General features: G+C 36.2%; 15 protein-coding genes. 13 read left to right on the top strand and 2 right to left on the bottom strand.

The features are described from left to right. The first annotated feature begins 43 nt into the window (after positions 1–43). From JYB62_RS13555 to JYB62_RS20120, 12 genes are all read left to right on the top strand, one after another. A complete protein-coding gene (locus tag JYB62_RS13555) occupies positions 44–799 on the top strand; it encodes a hypothetical protein (RefSeq protein WP_205645963.1) in 756 nt (251 codons plus the stop codon). A gap of 344 nt (positions 800–1143) precedes the next feature. Beyond that, positions 1144–2160, top strand: coding sequence for an SMP-30/gluconolactonase/LRE family protein (locus JYB62_RS13560; protein WP_205645964.1), 1017 nt, complete (start codon positions 1144–1146; stop codon positions 2158–2160). A 390-nt stretch (positions 2161–2550) separates the two neighbouring features. Next, positions 2551–4836 (top strand): beta-glucosidase BglX, encoded by a 2286-nt coding sequence (bglX, locus tag JYB62_RS13565; RefSeq protein ID WP_205645965.1) that lies wholly within the window; start codon positions 2551–2553, stop codon positions 4834–4836. Between the two features lie 134 nt (positions 4837–4970). Beyond that, positions 4971–5771 (top strand): hypothetical protein, encoded by an 801-nt coding sequence (locus tag JYB62_RS13570; RefSeq protein ID WP_205645966.1) that lies wholly within the window; start codon positions 4971–4973, stop codon positions 5769–5771. A 436-nt stretch (positions 5772–6207) separates the two neighbouring features. Beyond that, positions 6208–6972: a DUF6090 family protein gene (locus tag JYB62_RS13575; RefSeq protein WP_205645967.1), complete on the top strand. Its 765-nt coding sequence runs from the start codon at positions 6208–6210 to the stop codon at positions 6970–6972. A 474-nt stretch (positions 6973–7446) separates the two neighbouring features. After that, positions 7447–8112 carry a DUF805 domain-containing protein gene (locus JYB62_RS13580; RefSeq protein ID WP_205645968.1) on the top strand — a complete coding sequence of 222 codons (666 nt, stop codon included), beginning with the start codon at positions 7447–7449 and terminating at the stop codon, positions 8110–8112. Positions 8113–8738: 626 nt separating this feature from the next. Continuing rightward, complete coding sequence (locus tag JYB62_RS13585) at positions 8739–11543, top strand: Kelch repeat-containing protein (RefSeq protein ID WP_205645969.1); 2805 nt, start codon at positions 8739–8741, stop codon at positions 11541–11543. Between the two features lie 262 nt (positions 11544–11805). Beyond that, complete coding sequence (locus JYB62_RS13590) at positions 11806–13059, top strand: neutral/alkaline non-lysosomal ceramidase N-terminal domain-containing protein (RefSeq protein WP_205645970.1); 1254 nt, start codon at positions 11806–11808, stop codon at positions 13057–13059. 456 nt (positions 13060–13515) lie between these two features. After that, positions 13516–14592: a DUF4185 domain-containing protein gene (locus JYB62_RS13595; protein WP_205645971.1), complete on the top strand. Its 1077-nt coding sequence runs from the start codon at positions 13516–13518 to the stop codon at positions 14590–14592. Positions 14593–14761: 169 nt separating this feature from the next. Beyond that, positions 14762–15520: a DUF6090 family protein gene (locus JYB62_RS13600; protein ID WP_205645972.1), complete on the top strand. Its 759-nt coding sequence runs from the start codon at positions 14762–14764 to the stop codon at positions 15518–15520. A 176-nt stretch (positions 15521–15696) separates the two neighbouring features. Continuing rightward, on the top strand, positions 15697–15924 hold the full coding sequence (locus tag JYB62_RS13605; RefSeq protein ID WP_205645973.1) for a hypothetical protein: 228 nt from the start codon (positions 15697–15699) through the stop codon (positions 15922–15924). 183 nt (positions 15925–16107) lie between these two features. Next, the gene (locus JYB62_RS20120; RefSeq protein WP_205646636.1) at positions 16108–16539 is read left to right on the top strand and encodes an alpha/beta hydrolase; all 432 of its coding nucleotides are present in this window, start codon (positions 16108–16110) and stop codon (positions 16537–16539) included. A gap of 367 nt (positions 16540–16906) precedes the next feature. On the opposite strand, the gene JYB62_RS13615 is transcribed toward JYB62_RS20120, so the two are convergent. Further along, the gene (locus JYB62_RS13615; RefSeq protein ID WP_205645974.1) at positions 16907–18274 is read right to left on the bottom strand and encodes a hypothetical protein; all 1368 of its coding nucleotides are present in this window, start codon (positions 18272–18274) and stop codon (positions 16907–16909) included. Positions 18275–18906: 632 nt separating this feature from the next. On the opposite strand from JYB62_RS13615, the gene JYB62_RS13620 reads away from it, so the two are divergent. After that, positions 18907–21174: a PD40 domain-containing protein gene (locus JYB62_RS13620; RefSeq protein WP_205645975.1), complete on the top strand. Its 2268-nt coding sequence runs from the start codon at positions 18907–18909 to the stop codon at positions 21172–21174. A 57-nt stretch (positions 21175–21231) separates the two neighbouring features. Here JYB62_RS13620 and JYB62_RS13625 read toward each other — a convergent pair whose 3' ends face one another. Next, positions 21232–22392 carry a hypothetical protein gene (locus tag JYB62_RS13625; protein ID WP_205645976.1) on the bottom strand — a complete coding sequence of 387 codons (1161 nt, stop codon included), beginning with the start codon at positions 22390–22392 and terminating at the stop codon, positions 21232–21234. Between the last annotated feature and the right edge of the window lie 142 nt (positions 22393–22534).

Here is a 22534-nt window from a genome sequence, read left to right on the forward strand (position 1 = left end):
CTTGTCTGCAGGGTATATTTGTCTGAACAAGACACATGAACTAATGAAAAAAACTACATTTCTTTTTACTCTGATTCTTTTAAACTCCATTTATTCGTTTTCGCAAGATTTAGGAACTAAAACACTAGAAGAGATTCGTCTAAAACAGATTGAAAACATCAAAAATCCTGAATTATGGGATATGGAACGAATGAAAGATGTTGATATTGAACCAGAAAATGAACGTCTGCCTATCAGGTTTGGCGCTTTCCCCGTACCTCATTACAATAGCCTTTTTAGCTTTGACTATAGAGGAGGCGGAGAAGTTAATAATCGAATGGCTCGATCTTTACCAGACTATAAGATTACCGTGGAAGATAAGGAAATTGTGTTTCAAAGTTTTTGGATAGGCAACAGTGAATTATATAAAGAAGAACAACGAAATACAGCATTTTTTACTGTTCTTACAGTTATTGATACTGTTGATACTAATAATTTCGCTTTAGGTGCTTCTAATTTCATTTCAAGAAATCACCCGGATTATACTGGCCAGGGATCATTTATTACAAAAGACAACAAGGTCGAATTTGTTGCTTTTGCAACACCAGATAAAGGGAGCTATGCCATTGTGAACATGAGGCTTTTTCATCTGGAATATGGAAATATTATTTTAATCACTCCTCAAAAAGATGGTTCTTTTAGGTCTCTCCAGATAAAAGGCTCAGTACCTCCAGCAGAAGCTAGTTTTGATTACATAAGAAGCAATGTCTTACAGAGAGAAGAAGTAATTAAGTTTTTTACTGCGGATGGAGTAATATAAAACCCCCTAAGCGTAGATCACGATAACTATCGGTGCATCTACGCTTTTCTATTTTTAGGAATTTGTAATTCCACTAGCCATTTCACAACAGAAAAACCAGCTCCAACAACTACGTTATACAAGTCAAGATAAGTGTCACTATTTCCATACCCCGACAGTACTACCTATGGGATTTTTTTGCTTTCGGGAAGAATAAATTCGAAACTATCCATTATCGCCAAGGAAGCCATACGCTAAATTCTTATTTTACATTATAAACCCCTGTGGACAATGCGTATAGTTACGCAATAGACTAGTCGGACTTGGGTTTATACAAGTGTTAGTGGATATAAATCAAAAAGAATATGAAAAAAATCACAACTATTATTCTCACTGCATTTTTTTCCCTTCCTGGAATTACCTATGCCCAATCCATTGCAAATGAAATTATTGCATCTGGTACAGAGTTGATAGAACTGTTTGATGGTGGAGAGGGTTTCCTCTTAGAGGGACCTTGCATGTCCCCTAGTGGTGAACTATTCTTTACCGATATTCCATTTACTATGTTTAGTGGTTTAAAAGCTGGAATTATCTGGAAATACAATCTTGAATCAAAAGAACCAACAGTATTTCGATCACCAAGTGGAATGGCAAATGGGATGGCATTTGATGCTGATGGGAATCTAATTGTTTGTGAAGGGGCTGATTTTGGAGGTCAGAGGGTAATTAGGACTGACATGTCAACCGGCAAAAGTGAGATAATAGCAGGTCTTTACAATGGCGAACCTTTTAATGGGCCTAATGATGTGGTCATAGATGAATCTGGTCGAATATATTTTACGGATCCAAGGTATTTCGGGCATGAACCCATTGAACAAAAAGTAATGGGAGTTTACAGAATTGACAATCAGGGTAAAGTAGAACTGATCATTGCAAATGCGAGCAATCCTAATGGGATTATCATTTCTCCAGATCAAAAATCGCTATACATCGCAAATTTTGCAGTTCCCGGAAATTATGAATTTCCAACTGCTAATTTCACAGGGGTAAGGCAAGTGAGTGAAGGGGAAATTTTAGCATATGACTTATTACAGGATGGTTCAGTCAAGTTTCGCAAAGAACTTATTAACTTAGGGAACTTAGGACCTGATGGAATGACCATTGACATGGAAGAGAACTTGTATATTGCTCATGGTAACAAGGTTGGTATTTATAATAATCAAGGAGAGAAATTATATGAAATTGAAATCCCTAAAAGTCCGGTCTCCAATTTAACTTTTGGAAGAGAAAAGTATAGTAAAACGCTATTTATTACTGCTGGAAAAAGTTTGTTTTCAATTCAAACGCAAAAAGAAGGATATCATATTCCATTTAATAAATAAATGGCCGTGATAAATTGAACATCCACTAACACCGGCTATGCGATAATGCCCCCTCTAAACAAAGACCTCGATACCTATTAGGCACATCTACGCTTTTCTATTTTTAGGAATTTGTAATTCTCTTAGAGCGAGATCTGGGGAATTTTTTTTACCCCATCCAAGAATAGCAATATTGTTTGAACTGGTTAAGTTTCCAATTCCGCCCTATTAAAAAAATAATTTGATTTTTAGAAAATGTTGGTTTTACTCCCTGCCACTACTCCACCTAAATCTTACCTATCTTTTATCAGTTCTTTTGTTAATCTAACCTAGATCAAATAACTTATCTAAAAGTATTGTATCATCATCTATTTCAGCATTTTGCTGATTGATTAACATAAACCCGACCTTATGAAATATCTAAGTACTATTATTATTTCGTGCATTATTCTTTTGATATCTCTGGGTTTCCAGAACATAAAGCCTGTTGCCAAGGGTGATCCTGCATTAGACGCGCGTGTAGATTCTTTATTGTCTTTGATGACTTTGGAAGAGAAAGTAGGCCAAATGAACCAATACAATGGGTTTTGGGAAGTTACTGGCCCTGCTCCAAAAGATGGAGATGCTGCAAGAAAATATGAACACCTTCGCAAAGGACTTGTTGGCTCGATGCTCAATGTAACTGGATCAGAAAATGTAAGGGCTGTTCAGCGTATCGCGGTTGAGGAAACCCGATTGGGTATTCCTTTAGTAATCGGGTATGACGTAATTCACGGGTTTAAAACCTTAAGTCCAATTCCATTGGCGGAAGCAGCAAGTTGGGATCTAGCAGCGATCCGTAAATCTGCAGAAGTGGCAGCTAAAGAATCAAGTGCTGCTGGGGTCAATTGGACCTTTGCTCCAATGGTAGATATTTCTAGAGATGCCCGCTGGGGCAGGGTGATGGAAGGAGCAGGAGAAGACACCTATTTGGGAAGCAAAATCGCATATGAGAGAGTGAAGGGCTTCCAAGGGGAAGATTTGTCTCAGCCTCACACCATTCTGGCCACAGCCAAACACTTTGCTGGTTATGGGTTTTCCGAATCCGGTAGAGATTACAACACGGTCGATGTGGGCACTTCTACACTTTACAATGATATTTTTCCTCCATTCCAAGCTGCATTGGAGGCCGATGTGAAAACCTTTATGAATTCCTTCAATATCCTAAATGGCATTCCTGCAACAGGTAATTCCTTTTTACAGCGGGATATTCTAAAAGGAAAGTGGGCATTTGAAGGCTTGATGGTTTCTGATTGGGGTTCTATTCGAGAAATGATTCCCCATGGATTTGCCAGAGATGGAAAACATGCCGCAGAACTAGCAGTCAATGCCGGCTCAGATATGGACATGGAGTCTGCTTTGTATGTAGAGCATTTAGTCTCACTGGTTAAAGAGGGTAAAGTCAAGGAAAGTGATATTGACGATGCAGTCAAAAGGATTCTAAAACTAAAATTTGAATTGGGACTGTTTGAAGACCCTTACAAATACTGTAATTCGGATCGAGAAAAAGAGATTACAGGAAGTAAAGAAATCCGCGATGCAGTTTTAGATATGGCTCAAAAGTCAATCGTCTTGTTAAAAAATGAAGGCGGACTTTTGCCTTTGAAGAAAAGTGGAGCCAACATAGCTTTGATCGGTCAATTAGCGGCAGATAAAGACAGTCCTTTGGGAAGCTGGAGAGCATTGGTCGAAGCCAATTCTGCAGTTTCTGTTTTGGAAGGATTGATTTCAAGTGGGCAGAATAAGATTCAATATGAAAGAGGCCCTTTGGTTTTTGATGGTACACAGAATTTTGCTTTCGAAGTAAAAGTCAATGAAGAGGACAGGACAGGTTTTCAGGAAGCCATTCAAGCAGCAAAACAAGCGGAGGTAGTAGTTATGGTTCTTGGTGAAAATGGGTTTCAGTCAGGCGAAGGCAGAAGTCGAACTGATTTGGGACTTCCTGGACTTCAGCAGGAACTGCTTGAAGAAGTCTATAAAGTCAATCCCAACATTGTTTTGGTCCTTATGAATGGACGTCCTTTGGTTATAGACTGGGCTGCCGAACATATCCCTTCCATCGTAGAAGCTTGGCATCTGGGCAGCGAAAGCGGGAATGCAATTGCTAAAGTATTGTATGGTGACTATAATCCAAGCGGAAAACTACCGATGACATTCCCAAGGAATGTAGGGCAAATTCCAATCTATTATAATCACAAAAATACAGGTCGCCCAGATTATCCAGGACAAGATTTAGTGTTTTGGTCGCATTATATGGATTCGCCCAATACTCCGCTATATCCGTTCGGGTATGGTTTGAGCTACACCAGTTTTGAATACAGTGATCTTAAACTTTCGGCTTCTCAAATGAACAAAGGAGGGAATATGGAACTCAGCGTGGTATTGAAAAACACAGGTGCGGTGAAAGGTAAAGAAACGGTCCAATTGTATGTCCACGACCTTGTTGCTTCCACAAGTCGACCAATAAAAGAATTAAAAGGGTTTCAGCAAATAGAATTAGCCCCTGGCGAATCCAAAGAGGTGAAATTCATCATTGATGAAAAAAGTCTTGGGTTCTACACGCCAGAGGGAAACTGGATAGTTGAATCAGGAGAATTCAAACTGTTCTTGGGTGGAGATTCCGCCAGCGAGATGAATGTTGACTTGGTTATTGATTAGATTTTATAAATAAGAATTGGTGCTTGGGTGGTAAAAAATGGCTACGCTTTCCCAAGCACTTTTTAACTTCTTGCATGGTATATCATCAAGTTTTTCAATATGATTCCGAATATTAGATATCCAAACTAGAAAAAATGCTGAAATTCTTTCGAAGATTACGACACTATTATATCGAGAATAATAAAACTGGAAAATACCTGAAGTATGCCATTGGAGAAATTTTACTTGTTATGATTGGGATTTTATTAGCATTACAAGTAAATACTTGGAATCAAGAGAGACAAAATAGAAAGCTCGAAAAAGAATATCTAAAAGGATTTATTCAAGACTTGAATCAAGATTCTCTTGATCTTTCTAAGGCAAGCGTCAATATTAAATTATGTGTTGATGTCATAATAGAATTAGGAGATAGTATTCCTAAGAATTATTATGAAAACAAATTTTTTAATACTGCTATGAATCAAGTAAAAATTGATGGAGGCAATGTAGTTACTTATAAAAACTATTCTGAATTGGTAAGAAGTTTTGGTGAAAAAACAACTCAGCTCACACAACATAGATCATTTGATTTAGCGAGAGTTACTTTTGATGATTTATTGTCAACTGGAAATATTGATGTCATACAAAATGAAAAACTCCGCAATGAAATACAAAACTACTATAGTGGAATGACAGCAGAATTAGACTATGAATCAAACGCAATAAATCCTTCTTTTAATACATATTTAAATGTCTTACAGGAAATTGGATTGACTCCTTATAATGAAACACCAATTGAAGAAATCAAGGACAATTCAGAATCTCGCCAAAAGTTAATAACCTCACTTAAATTTCTCCTTGAAGCAAATGTAAGACATCTCTATTGGTCAAGTGGACTTAATGAGAAAGTAAAGAAAATGGAATATGCCATTGAGATGGAGTCAACTAAATTATAGATTTTAACTTAAAATAGACCTTCAAAAATGTGGATAAATACAGTACCTCCGTCGAGTCTATAAAGCACATACACTCGCGGTAGCATTCATTATTACTCCCTCTAAGCGTAGATTGCATCTACGCTTTTCTATTTTTAGGAATTTGTAATTCCACTAGCCAAGCAATATTCAAACAGAAAAATCAGATAAGCATCTCCAATATAAATACCGAAAAAAGGCTCACTATTTCCATAGCCTCCTCATTACGATTTGGTTTTTTTGCATTAAAGGGGATGAAAATAAATTCCGAACCACCCAATATCTCCAAGGAAGTCATCTACAAAATTCTTAATTTGATATTAAATACCCCTGTGGAAAATGCGGATATATACGCAATAGACTTTTCAGACTTGGGTTGATACAAGTGTTAGCCTTCATTATGACCAACCATTAACCGATGATAAAATTCTTTAGAAAAATCAGACAAGAATTACTGATGGAAAATAAAATTGGAAAGTATTTTAAATATGCCATTGGAGAAATTATTCTTGTGGTTATTGGTATTCTAATCGCTTTACAAATAAACAATTACAACAACTACAAAGAACAGAGGAAAACAGAACAAGAGCTTTTAATATCACTTCAAACAGAATTTAAATCGAACCTTGAAAAACTTAATGTATCGATTGATGATAATAAAGTACGTAAAAATGCTCTTGAGGACCTCTTAACTTTATTCGATATTTCTGTGCTCGATAGTGTCAGCAACAAATCTATATCGTTCATGCTTGACCCTATTTTTGGTTCGGATTTAAGTTATAAACCTTCACTAGGCGTCGTAAGTGATATGATAAGTTCTGGAAAATTGAATATCATTTTGAACAAAAACTTAAGGCAGAAATTGGCCTCCTTTGAAAGTTCATTAGATTATTTAAAAATTCAGGAGGAAGAAGCCAATAACATAAAGCAAAGTTTGAAATCCTTGTTATTTAAAGAGTTGAGTATTCGTAATATTCAAAAAGATATAGGTAGACAGTTTGAAAACCAATCTATTTCGGATAGCATAAATAATAAACGAATATTCAATTCAGTTGAATTGGAAAATCATCTATTGGATTACTCACTGGTAACAAATGCTGCAAATGATTCACGCTTTTTTGGAGGTTTAAAAGAAGAGATAGAATACATATTAAAAGAAATTGAAAATGAACTGAATAAATAAAAAAGCTCAATATTGGCTATAAATTATTGTGGTTTTGTGCCACGCCAAGGAAGATGGATGTCAGTCCATGGGCTAAATCCGCTCCGGTTTAGAATACCAGTTTGAAATAAGATTTTCTTAAAATGCTAAAAATCCCTATGAACGATCTGGGGGATTTTTTTTGGCTTAAGTAGCATAAGTAATACTTAAAATAGAATTTATTCGTCATTACAAGGAGAAGGTTACGAAGACGCGGCAATCCCGATCAATTTGAAATCTATAACCTTTAAAGAATCAAAAGAAGAAACTGGAACCATCCAATATCCCCAAGGAAGTCATCTACAAAATTCTTAATTTGATACTAAATACCCCTGCGGATAACGAGGATATATATGCAATAGACTAGTCAGACTTGAATTTATACAAGTGTTGGCAATCATTTGAGTTACTCAGAATGAAAGTTGGAAAAGCCGCCAATAACATATAAAAAACTTTATGAAGTATTTTTTAGAAGCAATTAAAAACTATTCCGTTTTCCAAGGCAGATCTAGTAGAAAGGAATTTTGGATGTTCGCACTATTTGGACTCTTAATATTCCCTATGGGGTTAAAATTCCTTTTTGGTGATTGGCTTGAAATTATTTTCCTTACTAGTTATAGTCTTTTCATACTCATTCCCACCTTAGCCATTATGACAAGAAGAATACGCGATACCGGAACAAATGGATCATCAGTACTTCTTGCTTTAATACCTTTTTTTGGGTTTTTGATTATTTTAATTTTATGTCTTCTGGAGAGTTATAATAATGAGAATGAGTTTGAACCTGGTTTTGTGGACAACAACAAACTTGAACCCAATCAGTCCGAAAATCCAAATTTATATTCTAAGACTGCTCAATTAGATCATACATCCCTTGCCAAAAAGGAATATATGATACCTCAAGAGGCAAGCAAAAATAAAGGATATGGATGCGCATTAGCCTCTGGCGGTCTATTTTTTGGCGCCCTGACCGGCGGAATTATTGGATATATTATTGGTGATTCTCAGGCTAAACCAGGGGAAGCTATATTGGCTATTTTATATTTAATAATTGGAATACCAATTGGAGCAATTATAGGAATGGTAGTTGGCGGGATTTTGGGAAGTAAAAGAAAGAGTTGATGAATTTTTATTTCTGAGAATTGCTTCATGTATAAAGGAACTCCTACTTTTTCTATTTGGTAAGATCTCTGAAACTATGAATACCGGGGTAATGGCAGATATTTCAGAATAGAAAAAAATTAAAATAACTATTGCAGAAAAGATATATAAGCCATTAAGACGACTCATACACTAACCATTAAAAGTAACGCGCACGAATTGCATTGTTAGGTAACGCGGTCCAAGACAAATAGTAAACATAATTCTAAATCACGCATAATTCTGTACCCCAGAAATCATTGACGTTTGATTTCTAGTACTTACCAAGTAGAAGTTCATTACTCTTGATAAAATCCTTTTACCCTCAATAGAAGTAACTTGGCTCTTGGAAGCGATAAATGATATATGAACCTGAACTTCCATAAAAGGACATAACATTAAACTATCAACGCTACATCCAGACTTTTTGGAGCAAGGATATATCGAGATAGAAAACTTTTTTTGCGGATGAGTTGATGGATCATTTGAATAAAGTGATTTTGTCAGACTATAGATCGAAAGGAGGTGCGGTAAGGGAAGTATTCAAAAAATGTTGAAATTAGAGGTGTAGAATCTATGTCAACAGGCTAAGTCAACTAATATAAATCATGAAGTACATTTTTAGAGCATTCCTTTTTTTTCCACTCCTCAGTATGCTGTTGCTGCAAAGCTGTGACGATGCTACACCAAGCAATTGGCATTGGGAAACTGTCCAAACAGTGGGAGAACCAACAGCACGTCATGAGGCTGGCCTTATAGCATACAAAGACAAATTATATTTAATGGGTGGAAGAAGGATTAATCCTACTTCAGTATTTGATCCTGCCACAAATACCTGGACTGAAAAATCAGCAACGCCTATTGAATTACATCATTTTCAACCCGTGGTTTATAAAGATGCCATTTATTTGGTTGGGGCCATGACTGGAGAGTGGCCAAACGAAACTCCAGTGGACAGAATCATTAAGTATTATCCCGAGCGTGATGAATACGTTTACGGTGATTCAATTCCTAAACATAGAAGTAGAGGAGGTGCCGGAGCAGTGGTTTACAATAATAAAATATATTTAATCGGAGGAATTACCAATGGCCATATGAATGGCTACAAACCATGGCTTGATGCATATAATCCAGAAAATGGTGTATGGGAAACATTAGCTGATGCACCGAATGCAAGAGACCATTTTCAAGCGGTGGTTCTTGATGACAAACTCTATGCTTTTGCGGGAAGAACCACTTCGAAAATAACTGACCAAGATATGGCTTTGACAGTGAGCCATGGCAATATTTATAACTTCACAACCAATAAATGGGAAACTGTAACCAACAATTTAGAGATCCCTACTATGCGAGCAGGCAATTTCGCATTTAGATGGAATAACTCAATTATAATTGGCGGAGGTGAAACCGCTGAACAAGTTGATGCGCATAACGAGGTGGAGGCATTTAATACCAAAACAAATTTATGGAGTAAATGGCCTTCTCTCAATCAAGGTAGACATGGAACTGGATTTGCCGTAATTGGAAACTATGTTTATGTTGCTTCAGGTTCTGGAAAACATGGTGGAGAACCTGAACTTACCACAATTGAACGGTTGGAATTACCTCAGGGAGATGCAGAACCAATATCTGAAAATGTAGATAGCACAACAATACACATGCAGTGGCACCCCCTAACCCTTTCCTTCAAAGGGCCCGAATCATCTGAATTGGCTCAGGAAAATCCATTTTTGAACTATCGGTTAAGTGTTGATTTTAAGAACGAGGAAACCCAATATACAATACGTGGATTTTATGCTGCTGACGGAAATGCTTCTGAAACAAGCTCAGAGGCAGGATCGATCTGGAGAGTTCATTTTAATCCCGATAAAACAGGGACCTGGTCGTACTCGGCAAAATTAATCAAGGGGGATAGCATTGCTTTAAACGATGATCCAACTAGTGGCGAAACAGTATTTATCTCGAATGCCAAAGGCAATTTCAAAGTGATCAAATCAGATAAGGAGGGAGATGATTTTCGAGCTCATGGACGAATAGAAGCCTATAATGGGTACTTTAAATTTACTGGCACTGATAATTATTGGATTAAAGCCGGAACAAATAGTCCTGAAAACTTATTGGCTTACATTGATTTTGATGATACCTATAGAATCAAAGCGGAAGCAAGAGAGGGAGAAGCTGCTACGTCCGGCGAAATTCATAGTTATGAACCACACCTGAAGGATTGGAATACTGGAGACCCCACCTGGAAAGGCGGGAAAGGAAAATCATTGATCGGGAGCATCAATTATTTAGCGTCAAAAGGCATGAACGTTGCCTATTTCTTGACTTTAAATATTCTAGGCGATGGCAAAGATGTATGGCCTTATGTGAGCCCTGATGATTTTACACGATTTGATGTGAGTAAATTAGATCAATGGGAGATCTTATTTAAACACATGCAATCAAAAGGAATATTATTACATGTGGTGATCCAAGAAACTGAAAACGAAACCATGTTAGATGGTGGTGATACAGGTCCATTGCGTCAATTATACCTTCATGAATTGATTGCTCGGTTTGGACATCACAATGCTTTAATATGGAATTTAGGAGAGGAAAATGGACTTGCCCCATGGGTTACCACCGGAGCTCAAACGGATGCACAACGGAAATCGACAGCTACATTTATTAAAAAGAATGACCCCTATAATCACCCAGTGGTAAACCATACATTGCCTACGGAAGAGCTAAGAGCAACTGTATTAGATAGTCTACTTGGATTTCCTTATGTGGATGGAATATCGTTACAACATCACGAGCGAAAGAGTGCACCAGAGGTGGTTCAAGGCCTTAAAGAAATATCCATTAATTCCGGACACGAATGGCTAGTCACTATGGATGAAATTGGTATGTGGTATGATGGCGCCATGACTGATACCGAAGATCCAAATCATTCCACACTTAGACGCTATGCACTTTGGGGAACCTTACTATCAGGAGGAGCCGGTGTAGAATGGTATTTTGGAGCACAACATCCACATACCGACCTAACCTCCGAAGACTGGCGGCAAAGAAACCGACTTTGGGAAATCACCAACTACGCGAAGGCGTTTTTTAACACCTATCTGCCGTATTGGGAAATGCAACCTGAGCATAGTTTGATAAACTCGAAAGAAGCCTATTGCCTACGCAAAAAGGATGAAGTTTATGCTATTTATTTACCCAATTCTAAGACCTATACGATTGATTTAAGTAGCGCAAATGGAAGCTTTACTGTACAATGGTTTAACCCATTAATGGGAGGTGAATTACAAATTGGCTCAGTGCATAAAATTGAAGGAGGTCGAATTCGCTCATTGGGAAATCCTCCTAAAATTGAGAATATGGTACCTGATCAAGATTGGGTCGTATTGATAAAACGCTCCTTGTAAAATAAATCGAAATAAAAATCTTCTTAATTATAATATTGTTACTTGATGTTTGTTTATGACCAAAAGGCAAAAACTTAAACACCACAATTTGCCCCAAATCTCTAATAGTAACCTAGTATTCATACCTTGAAAACAAAACCCCTGTAGACAATACGAATATATACGCAGTAGACTAGTCGGACTTGGGTTTATACAAGTGTTAGCGGTTACGCCGTTTCACAAAAAAATAATTACCCGAAAAAAACTTACAAAACATTAATAAATGAAGTCCTTAACAGCACTACTTATCGGCCTATTACTAGTTGGATGTAATCAAAAAAAATACGATTACGGAGGACTAAGGGTTGGAGTTTCTTACCAATCCATTACCCCTAATTTGGGGGCCTTTATTGCCGGTGACCAAAATAATCGTCGTTTTACAACAGTCCATGACTCTTTATATGTGAAAGCAATGGTTCTGTCTGATTCAAAGAATACAATGGCATTTCTTGTATTCGATTGCATTGGAATGCTTTATCCGACCTTGATTGAAATTAGGAAAGAAGTTTCGTCCAGGATTTTACCTTCTGAATTAGACCCGTCTCACATTGTTATGGCTTCCACTCATACACATTCTGGTCCTGATGTTGTTGGTATTTGGGGACCGGACCAAGGAACCCCAGGAGTTGATTCAATATACATGGAAAAAATTATTAAGAAATCGGCAGATGCGATCTACACAGCATGGCAAAACATGCAAAGTGCAAAAGCTGTATACGCAGAAACTCAATTCGGAGAAGATTGGGTGTTTAATATTTCTGATTCTTTGAATTTAGACCGGTCATTAACAATCCTGCAATTTTTGGATAATAAGGGTAAATCAATCGCAACCCTTAACAATTTTGCTTGTCACCCAACCATAATGGATGGCGTCTCGAGTGCCGTTTCGGCAGACTTTGTATCCTCCATGTATTCATTTCTCGAAGAAGAAATCGGGGGAGTCAATTTCTTTCTTCAAGGAGCTATTGGTGGCTGGGTACAACCCGAATACGAAGCTAAAACTTTTGAAAGTGTAAATAAAAGAGGCTTAGAGTTAGGAAGAAAAATTATAACTGCTTTGAAAGATCCAATCAATTTGGAATCAGAATCTATTCAATTCAAAAGTAAAATAGTCAATTTGCCCGTATCGAATCCCAATTTTCAACAATTGGCAAAAATAGGAGTGATAAACCGAACTATGACAGATAGTGTAAGCACGGAAATTGCTTGGTTTTCTATTGGTAATGCACAATTTGTCACTCACCCTGGAGAAACTACTCCCACTCACTCATGGGAATCAAAAAGACTAATGAATAAACAAGGTCCCAAGTTTGTGATCGGTTTGGGAATGGATGCTTTAGGGTATATTCTAACCACGGAGTTTTACGAAGAAAAACCCAAAGTGAAACATGCAGAATATTTAACCGGTATGTCTATTGATGAAAAAGCAGGGACTCTTTTAATGGAGAATATAAAATCATTGGCCAATAAAGATTGACAAAACTGAATCCTTAACAATGAATAATAATGATAGCCTAGTTATAAGTAAATTCAAGTACTGTATTATGCATCAACTTCCTTGTATTTTGGAAGGAAATTCACACACAGTCGGCTAATATTCTTATACCCCTCTAAGCGTAGATTGCATCTACGCTTTTCTATTTTCAGGAATTTATAATTCCACTAGCCAAGCAATATTCAAACAGAAAATCAGATAAGCATCTCGAATATACAAGCCGAAAAAAGGCTCACTATTTCCATAGCCTCCTCATTACGATTTGGTTTTTTTGCATTAAGGAGGATGAAAATAAATTCGGAACCATCCTATATCACCAAGGAAGTCATCTACAAAATTCTTAATTTGATACTAAATACCCCTGTGGATAATCCGGATATATACGCAATAGACTAGTCAGACTTGAGTTTTTACAAGTGTTGGCAACCATAAAAAGGAATGAAATTACTTGCATTTTCAATATTATTCATATTTGTATTTATCCTAAATGGACAATCTCAGGTTCAATCAAAGGATATGCAAATTGAAGTGAATGAGGTCGATAATTCCATGTTCACTGCTGATAAATTCTGGAGAGGTGCAGATGGTGCAGCTTCAATTGATTTAGAGAATGGAAAAATTCTATGGTTATTCAGTGATACATTTATTGACCCTCAAGGAACAGGCAAGCGAAGTGATTCAAAGATGATCAACAATAGTATTGCTATTCAAGAAGGTTATTCTTTAGATAAAGGAAAAATTTCTTTTTACCATAAAGGAAGACAAGGAAAACCAAAATCATTCTTTGAGTTGCCCGGTAAGACATGGTTTTGGACTGGACATGGTATTGTTGCGAATGATAAACTTATCATATTCTTATTTGAAGAAAAGAGCACACATACAGGAATTGGATTTGAAGCAATAGGATGGTATATAGGTTTAATTGACAATCCATTTGAAAACCCTCTTAATTGGAATATAAAGTATATCAAGGGATCAGATACTTTTGGAGTTATTGCTGGATCTTCCGCTATTCTAAAAGATAAAGAATTTATATATGCCTATGGTGTCACAGAACCTTCTTCACATGAAGTCTACCTTTTGAGATTCCCAATTGATAAAATAGTTGAAGGCGATATCTCTGGGTTAGAGTGGTGGAATGAAGATAGTTGGACCACAAGAAAGGAGAAAAACCCAGCTCCTTCCCCACTTTTTATTGGACAGACTGAATTTTCTGTTCATTACCAGGAAAATCTTCATCAATATGTTCAAGTTCAAACATATGGCTATGGTGCTGCTTCTATAGGATATAGATTAGCCGAACGACCTGAAGGCCCTTGGTCACAGCCTGTAATTTTTTACCAGACACAATTGAAAAGTCCGGAGGAATTTGTCTATTCAGCAAATGCACATCCAGAGATAACAAATGATGGAATTTTGGTTACTTACAATGTTAATAATGGGAATTTTAATGAGTTGATGAAAAATGAAAACATATATTTCCCAAAATTCATAAGTGTTAAAATTTCAAAATGAAACATTAATTACTATTGCCAACAATGTATAAAAATAATAGCCGAGACAGTAGTAACTACAAGAGTTGAAGCCAGCTTCAACTTTCTTGTAACTTGACTGGAAAGTGCCACGCAGTCGGCTACTATTCTTATACTTACCGTTGTCCTTCATTATGACCACCCAATAACTTATGATAAAATTTTTTAGAAAAATTCGTTTCGGCCTTATCGAAAACAATAAAACTGGAAAGTATTTAAAATATGCTTTTGGAGAAATTATTCTAGTCGTGATTGGTATCCTCATCGCATTACAAATCAATAATTGGAATGAAGCTAATAAGCTTAACAAGGAAGAATTAAAAATACTTACCCAACTGAATGAGGATTTTAAAGAAAATAAACTAAGGCTTGAAGAAACTATTAATCTCGAGAAAAATGTGATTTCTCATAGCAAAGCTCTTATTAATATTTTACAAACTAAAAATACAAATGTCAGTTCGGATTCTGTAATCAATTGTGTTGTAAAAGGTGCCAAATCCTGGTGGAGAACAGAATTTATAACAGGAACCTACGATGCTATGTCAGGGTCTGGCAAATTGAATGCATTAACTAATGATAATTTAAAACGTTTGCTTGCGCAATTTTCTACAGAGGTAGAATTGGGTTTTGAGGATCATAATGAGTCGATTAATTATCTTATTGAATTAAATAAAATCTCAGCGAAGCTGACTCCCTCATTTATCATGGATGACCAACTCGTCCAGCTAGGAATGACTAAAAACCAAGAGCAAATTACTGAATCAATAAATGAACTTATAAATAATGAGGTTGTATTAGGATTAGTATTAAGCAAAACTTGGCTAGAAATAAATCGATTGGACTATTTATTTAAAATTCAAGATTACAATAATGACATTCTCAACATTATTGATTCAGAATTAAAAAAATGACGGAAGTACAGCAATGGCTATAAGTAATTGCTTGTTTTCTCCTCCTTATAAATCCCGCTAGCTATCGGGAACCACGGATTTTTAAGTTTGGCGTGTCATTGCGAAGTTAACTGCTAAACCATGCAAATACTTATAACCGTAACCACTAGCCTCAACTACTAGAAAACTAAAATTACATGAAACAACAACGACTGTTTATATTTATAAATTTATTGATATTATTTTTTCATACTTCGCTATTTGCTCAGTCTCAAAAAGATCAACAGAATATATTTGAAATAGGGGTTTCTGATAGTTTGTATTCAAAAACATTAGATGAATATCGAAAGATCTGGGTGCATGTACCTGAAAGTGCAATGGATAACAAAAACAAAAAATATCCAGTTCTTTTCGTTTTAGATTGAGATTCATAACTACCTAAAATTAGCGCTATTATTCAACAACTTGAAAGGATTAAATTGCCGGAAATGATTGTCATAGGAGTTGATAATAATTCTAATAGACTAAGAGATTTAACCCCAACAAAACCTCATAATCCAAGTCCGGAGTCTCCTGTTCCTGGTGGTGGATAAAAATTCACGGAGTTTATTGAAAATGAATTAATTCCCTATTTAGATAGTAAATACCCCACTACATCTTATCGTACCCTTTGGGGACATTCTATTGGCGGTTTACTTGTATTGAATGTACTGTTTTTACATTCTGATACATTTGACAACTACATTGCTATTGACCCCAGTCTATGGAGAGGTGGTGATTATGATTATTTAAAAGAGTATTCGGCTTACTTAAATAACAGGCAGTTTCACGATAAATCACTTTTTATAGGAGTAGCTAATACGATGTCTCGATTAAATTTAAATCTTGATACGGTGTCTGTTTTAAAAGATAGATCAAGGGCAACAGAACATATTCGTCATATTTTGACCTTCTCAAAAATAGCTAATTCAAACAAGCAAAATAAATTGAATTTTGCTTGGAAATATTATGATAATGAGGACCATAACAGTGTTGTCTAAATATCCACCTATGACGCCTTATATTATCTCTTTAGTTGGTATCCAGAAAATGAAAAATGATTTAATCAAAGTAAATGGCCTAACCCACAATAAAATACTGAAGCTAACAAAAGCTAAAACATCCATCCGCCCCAAACGGGCGCCCAGTCTTTAGCCTTTCCGTAAGCAACAATTTGAAATCAATGCGGATAAAGTCTATTTGAGAAAGAAATAATAGTGATACCTCAATTCTTAACTTTGATAAAAACATCAAGTCGTTAAAAGCACTACTTTTCAAACGTTTTTCCAATTCGAAAAACCTATTTTGCAATCATCATTTCGTCAAGCATTCAATTTCGTTTAGTCCTTTAATTCTCAGAATGAATCATTAATCATTCCCAACAAAATTGGCCCTTCCAAAAAATCTTCGATTCACGAAGTTATTGAGATTAGAACCAAAGCGATAATTAAACCCAAATCTGGTATCGATGTTATATGCTGATGGTAGGGTTACCCTCCCACTCAAAATATCCTGTTCGGTGTAATCTCCCGATGCCAGGTAAATCTGGTCCTTTACGTAGTTCCCTTCTACCCTCATAAAAAAAGAAAAATTCCCAGTGACACGGACTTGTGCACTAATATTCAAGCCTGTGGACCAAGAGCTAAAATCATCTAGGTAATTTCTAATTCGGTATCCCACTTCCAGACTACCCCAACGTTGATTTAACCCTAGGCTGGCTCTCAAACTATGGAGGACCCTGGTTTCTTTAAGAACACCGGAAATCGTTTCTTCTACATATTTATTATTCCTGACTTCTACCCCGTAGTTCACTCTTAGAAATCTGGAATTCTGCACTGATTCCGGAAAGAAATTGTACTCTATAGCTGGTCTAAAGCTGGTCTGAAACTGATAATTAAAGCGGGTGTTCTGACGACCTGCAATATCATACCCATAAGACCATTGGGGTGAAATAGACTTCACCAACTGGTGACTAAATCCAAATTCTGATACATCAAAATTATTCTCCACTTCATCGATGATCGGATTACCAGTTTCATCAAGAACCGGATTTCCATCATCATCAACTCTTGGTACTTTTTGAATCGTTCTTCTCAACCTTTCATCTATTCTCCCAGATAAGGAAATTTTCCATTTATCCGTGATACGATTAATATTGATGTCTCCACCAAAATTGATTTCCTTGCTCAATTCTTCTAATTCAATGTTTGCATCACTACCCACATTAAAAACCCAATAATTCCAAGGATCAATGCTTTCCTGCACGGTATCTTCCTGACTGCCAGAGACAGTCTTCATATTGATTTCAACCTCCTCTCCAGCATTGGTTTTCGCAACATAGGGAGCTAAACCTAATTTGATAAACCGGGTAAGTCTTTCCCGTACTTCAAAGTCGGTGTCGGTCTGTTTGGTATTTACATAGAGAGTGTCGCTTCTTCCCGCATGGATGTTTTGTTGACCTATAAACAAAAGTTGATACTGTCTTCCACCCCCACCAGACCTGTTATTGTTTATCAACAGAAAAACATCAGCCGATTGATTATCCCTGTAAAAGTCAACCGCTGTAATTTCAGTTCTGATAAAATCCATATCACAGCCTCCATCCCACCGATCACAACCATCAATAAATACCCTGAGTTTATTGGGTAGGCTGTTATTATCAATTAACGTTTGACTAATTGCAGGAGGATTTAAGGAAAAAAATGTCAGAATTAATAACAGTGGTAATTTTCTCATGTTTTTAGGGGTAACTCAGGTTGATCGCTTTATTTCAATCAAATTCAAGTGGCATTTATCAACCTACATACTGTTTTTACCCTACATTGTTTGAAATGAATATACATTTTACACGAAAGGGCAAAGAAAATAACACCCGATCCGTTGCTACCCCATTATTTGAATCAAGCAAGTCGCCTTCCCTTTTTATGAAAGAAATAAATCAAATGATTTGAAGCAGATACAAACGTCGGGTACCGGTATGTATTTAGAATTATATGAAGGTATAAACAAACTACTTAGCTAACAATGGATATAGGCATTAGCGGTTTCTTTGGGTATTCGAGCGGTAGTGTTTCTAATCAATCCCCCCAAACCTGAAAACCTAAAAAAAAAGAAAACAACACAGCACTATTTCAAGTACATGGCAATTTTAAAAACCATAGTTATTTGAATTTTTCAAAGCCCCCTCAAAACGATCTGGTTTTCTTCTTTATTGGGAGAAAAAATAAATCCAAAACTATCCAATATCCCCAAGGAAGTCCTATCTGAAATTCTTATTTTACATCTAATACCCCTGTGGAAAAGGTGGGTTGCTTCGCAATAGACTAGTCGAACTTGGGTTTATACAAGTGTTATCACCAATACATACTATGAAGAAACTCAATATTTTTTTACTAATAATTATACTTACAAGTCCACTAGCTTTTAGTCAAACTGGAAATGAACGCGTTTTCTTTTCTTCGTATAGACCACAGGGTTGGGATATTTGGATTGCTAACGGCCAAACAGAGGAAATTAATCAGGTGACTACCAACGAAGCTTTGGAATATAACCCAGTAATCAGCCCGGATGGAAAATGGATTGTCTTTACCTCTGAGCGATTTGGCAATCCTAAAATTTTCATCAAATCTCTAGAAGAAAAAGGTGAAGCTCGTCTATTTATCAACCATGAATCCTCCATGCAGGATCAGGCCGCAATATCTCCCGACAATAATTGGATTGTATTTACTTCAACACATGAAGGACAATCGGATATTTACCGGCTTCCCTTCCAGCCTAGCGATACATTAAATCTTGATGCTGCAATAAATCTTACTCATGACAAAGGCGGTGATTTCAGGCCGTCATTTTCACCTGATGGATTGCAAATCGCATTTTCAAGTGACCGCAACCATTCCATTAAATCGCATCCTTCTTTTGTGTTTGCTATGAGCCGAACTGCCGATATCTATAGTATGGATATCGATGGGGAGAATCTAAAAAGACTAACGAAAAACGATCATTGGGATGGAAGCCCTTGCTATTCAAATGACGGAAAGCAGATATTTTTCTATAGCGGTCCGAGAAATTCGTACCGAATCTATTCGATGGATCTCGATGGCATGAATCAGGAAGCCATTTCACCTGAGGGCATCAATGCCATTTCACCTTCAGTTAAAAATGATTCGACTTTAGTCTTTACTACATTCCAAGGAAGAGCATTTCGGCTAATGAGTTTAAATCTCATTTCGATGGAAGTGGATTCGTTATTTAAATCTACCTCAAATTTCTTAGGGGCAAAACTCCAACAAAATGGGATGATGACTTTTTACGGAGGAGAGCCTCCTATGGAAACGGCTTATAATTTAGGTGGATTTGAGGGTGATTTGTTAGTTAAAGGATCCCCATTTTCTAAAGATTTGAACCAAAAAGTAGTCGATATGTATGCTGTTAGGAGAGCATTTGCCGCTCCTCCAAATCCTAATAATAGCACACTAATTTTTGATAACACCGATATAAGAGGAGTGGAAGATGCACTTACTCCGTGGGCTTATAGCCTACTAACTATCGTAGTTTTATTAATCCTCTTTATTGGGTTAGGCAATCGAAACCTTAAAGTAGCTAAAGCAAAAACCCGTTCATTCCTTCTTTTCAATATCATTTCGGTTTTAATTATCGCTTTACTGGTATTCGAATTGTATTATTTCTTTATCGATCAACTTGCACCAATCAATACGATGCGAGTGTATCTTGGATTAGTAGCTGTATTCTTGGCCATCTGCATTGGTTTTGTTCATTATAAGAGAACACAAATGCTATCCGAACAATTAAGAACTATTTTAATCTTAAATTTTGTGAGCACACTTTTTCTGATTGCTATACTCCCTCTGCTGATCCGGATCCCAATTCAATTCTATGAGGTGAATTATAAAACGAATGAAGTAGACCCAATTTATTCTTTTGTCAAGCCATCAAATTATAATCCTTTAAATGGGATGGTTATTGATACTAAATTTAATCCGTCAGGAGACGAACTCGTATATTCTGTGGGTAATTTCAGAGGAGGACCATTAAATCAGGGAGATGTCTTCACTCTAAACCTAAACTCATCAAAAACTACCAGGCTTACATCATCTGATTTCAATGATGGCTTTGGCGACATAACCTCTGATAAATCAAAAATCGTTTTTAGAAGTGGTAGAAGTGGTTTTTTCGACATTTACTTACAAGAAGGAGAAATGGTTAAAAACATCACCTCAGATGAACACAGAGACAATTTCCCAATTATCTCTCCTCAAGGGGATAAGATCGCTTTCTGCTCAGATCGACTAGGAACTGACATAGAAGGAAAAGTGAAAACAATGGATATCTTCCTTACTGTTTTAAATGTTGATGGAACTTGGAGCGATGCAAAGAGAATGACATTTGATGGTGGTCAGGATGCACATCCACATTTTTCTCCTGATGGTGATTGGCTCATTTACGCTTCAGAAGAAGGAGGTATTAATGACGAAGAACCACTGGTACAACCAGTGATTTTTGGGCCTCAGATGTATGGAGAAATCTTTGCCATTCATATCAGCTCAGGTAAAAAAATCAGACTTACCCATAATAAATGGGAAGATGGAGCACCACTTTGGACAAAAGGATTAAAATAGGTGATAACACTTTATAAAATGCATTTAAACCCAACGTGGTGCTCCATCATCTTAAAGCTAAAATCTTAACCCCTCACTGTTCCTTACTAAAATCAGGTAATCGTAATAATCTGAAGTAACATTATTTTCTCCTGCATTGACTACCTGCCCAAATGGAAGGATTTTAAACATACTAGATAATCTTTTAGAATGATTATACGGTGAATCTATTCCATTTAATTTTATAAGATTAAAACTTTTCTCATCTGTTATTCTTCTTAAATCGTCGATACCAAATAGATAAGACATAAAAATATTATCATAAGAAACGCTGAGGTTAGTATACTCGCCTTCGTCCTGCATAAAACCTGGTAAAGCATTGCTATGAAAGGACATTTTACTATCCAAGAATACAAAATTTGTTGATAGAATCTCATCCTTTAAATCTGGCTTTATTTCTGCAAATCTTGCAGCCATTGATTTGTAACCACTTTCAAATGGTGCCAACACGGTATGTCCTAAACCATATGACCCATACACCTTTTCATTGCTCAAATTATATCTATCGTAAAGGGCTATAAGATTTTCTGTTAAGATTTCTTCCCTGTTTTTCTCAGTAATGGAATATTCAATATTTTTTAAAACATAATCTGCCAGCCAATTAAGATTGGTAGGTACTTGTGATTTTATAAATTTCTCCTGTGTCTCAATCAACTGAATAGAATCATTTTCCTTCGATTCCAGACTAAAAGTCTGATTTAAAACCTCATTAGAGAATCGTTTCACTAAATGAATATCTGATATATTGTTATTTCCGAAATAGGTGAATTCTCCGTCACTTAGATAAATTTGCCTAAGTTTTTTAAATTTATTTTTATAATCTACACTCTCCCGCCCTATTCGCACTACCCATTTACTTAAAACTTCTTCTAGTAATTGTTCATTGCCGGTTCTATTATAAACATTCAAATAATGAGCCTGGGCGAAATCCATTTCAACCAAAAAATGCTTGATATTAAATTTCTTTCTCAAAAAGGAAAAAAATACAGGATCAAATTTGGTAGCGTCCTGGAAACCATGAATTTCACCAACCAGAATTAATTTTGATTTTTGGATATCTTCGGTCATTATCTCAAAACTCAGACCTTCCGGATTTGGTGAAGATTCAATATTTCTATCAAGATATGACACAAAATTATTTCCCTTTAAATGTTCCCTTGCTTTAAACAAACTAAACATGATTATTAGTAGACTTAATAAAGTCAATAATCCTATACCTAAGAATTTGAATATTCGTCCCATCTTTCTTTTTTTGAGCAAAGAACATGGTCAAGTTTAACAACTGAAAATCTTAGTGACGAATAACTTATTAATGTGATGA

Source organism: Algoriphagus lutimaris, assembly GCF_017051705.1.
In the GTDB taxonomy this organism is placed as follows: Bacteria; Bacteroidota; Bacteroidia; order Cytophagales; family Cyclobacteriaceae; genus Algoriphagus; species Algoriphagus lutimaris.

Coding starts and splice junctions, on each gene's coding strand:
- JYB62_RS13555 (WP_205645963.1), top strand. CDS start 44: ATGAAAAAAACTACATTTCTTTTTACTCTGATTCTTTTAAACTCCATT.
- JYB62_RS13560 (WP_205645964.1), top strand. CDS start 1,144: ATGAAAAAAATCACAACTATTATTCTCACTGCATTTTTTTCCCTTCCT.
- bglX (WP_205645965.1), top strand. CDS start 2,551: ATGAAATATCTAAGTACTATTATTATTTCGTGCATTATTCTTTTGATA.
- JYB62_RS13570 (WP_205645966.1), top strand. CDS start 4,971: ATGCTGAAATTCTTTCGAAGATTACGACACTATTATATCGAGAATAAT.
- JYB62_RS13575 (WP_205645967.1), top strand. CDS start 6,208: ATGATAAAATTCTTTAGAAAAATCAGACAAGAATTACTGATGGAAAAT.
- JYB62_RS13580 (WP_205645968.1), top strand. CDS start 7,447: ATGAAGTATTTTTTAGAAGCAATTAAAAACTATTCCGTTTTCCAAGGC.
- JYB62_RS13585 (WP_205645969.1), top strand. CDS start 8,739: ATGAAGTACATTTTTAGAGCATTCCTTTTTTTTCCACTCCTCAGTATG.
- JYB62_RS13590 (WP_205645970.1), top strand. CDS start 11,806: ATGAAGTCCTTAACAGCACTACTTATCGGCCTATTACTAGTTGGATGT.
- JYB62_RS13595 (WP_205645971.1), top strand. CDS start 13,516: ATGAAATTACTTGCATTTTCAATATTATTCATATTTGTATTTATCCTA.
- JYB62_RS13600 (WP_205645972.1), top strand. CDS start 14,762: ATGATAAAATTTTTTAGAAAAATTCGTTTCGGCCTTATCGAAAACAAT.
- JYB62_RS13605 (WP_205645973.1), top strand. CDS start 15,697: ATGAAACAACAACGACTGTTTATATTTATAAATTTATTGATATTATTT.
- JYB62_RS13615 (WP_205645974.1), bottom strand. CDS start 18,274: ATGAGAAAATTACCACTGTTATTAATTCTGACATTTTTTTCCTTAAAT.
- JYB62_RS13620 (WP_205645975.1), top strand. CDS start 18,907: ATGAAGAAACTCAATATTTTTTTACTAATAATTATACTTACAAGTCCA.
- JYB62_RS13625 (WP_205645976.1), bottom strand. CDS start 22,392: ATGTTTAGTTTGTTTAAAGCAAGGGAACATTTAAAGGGAAATAATTTT.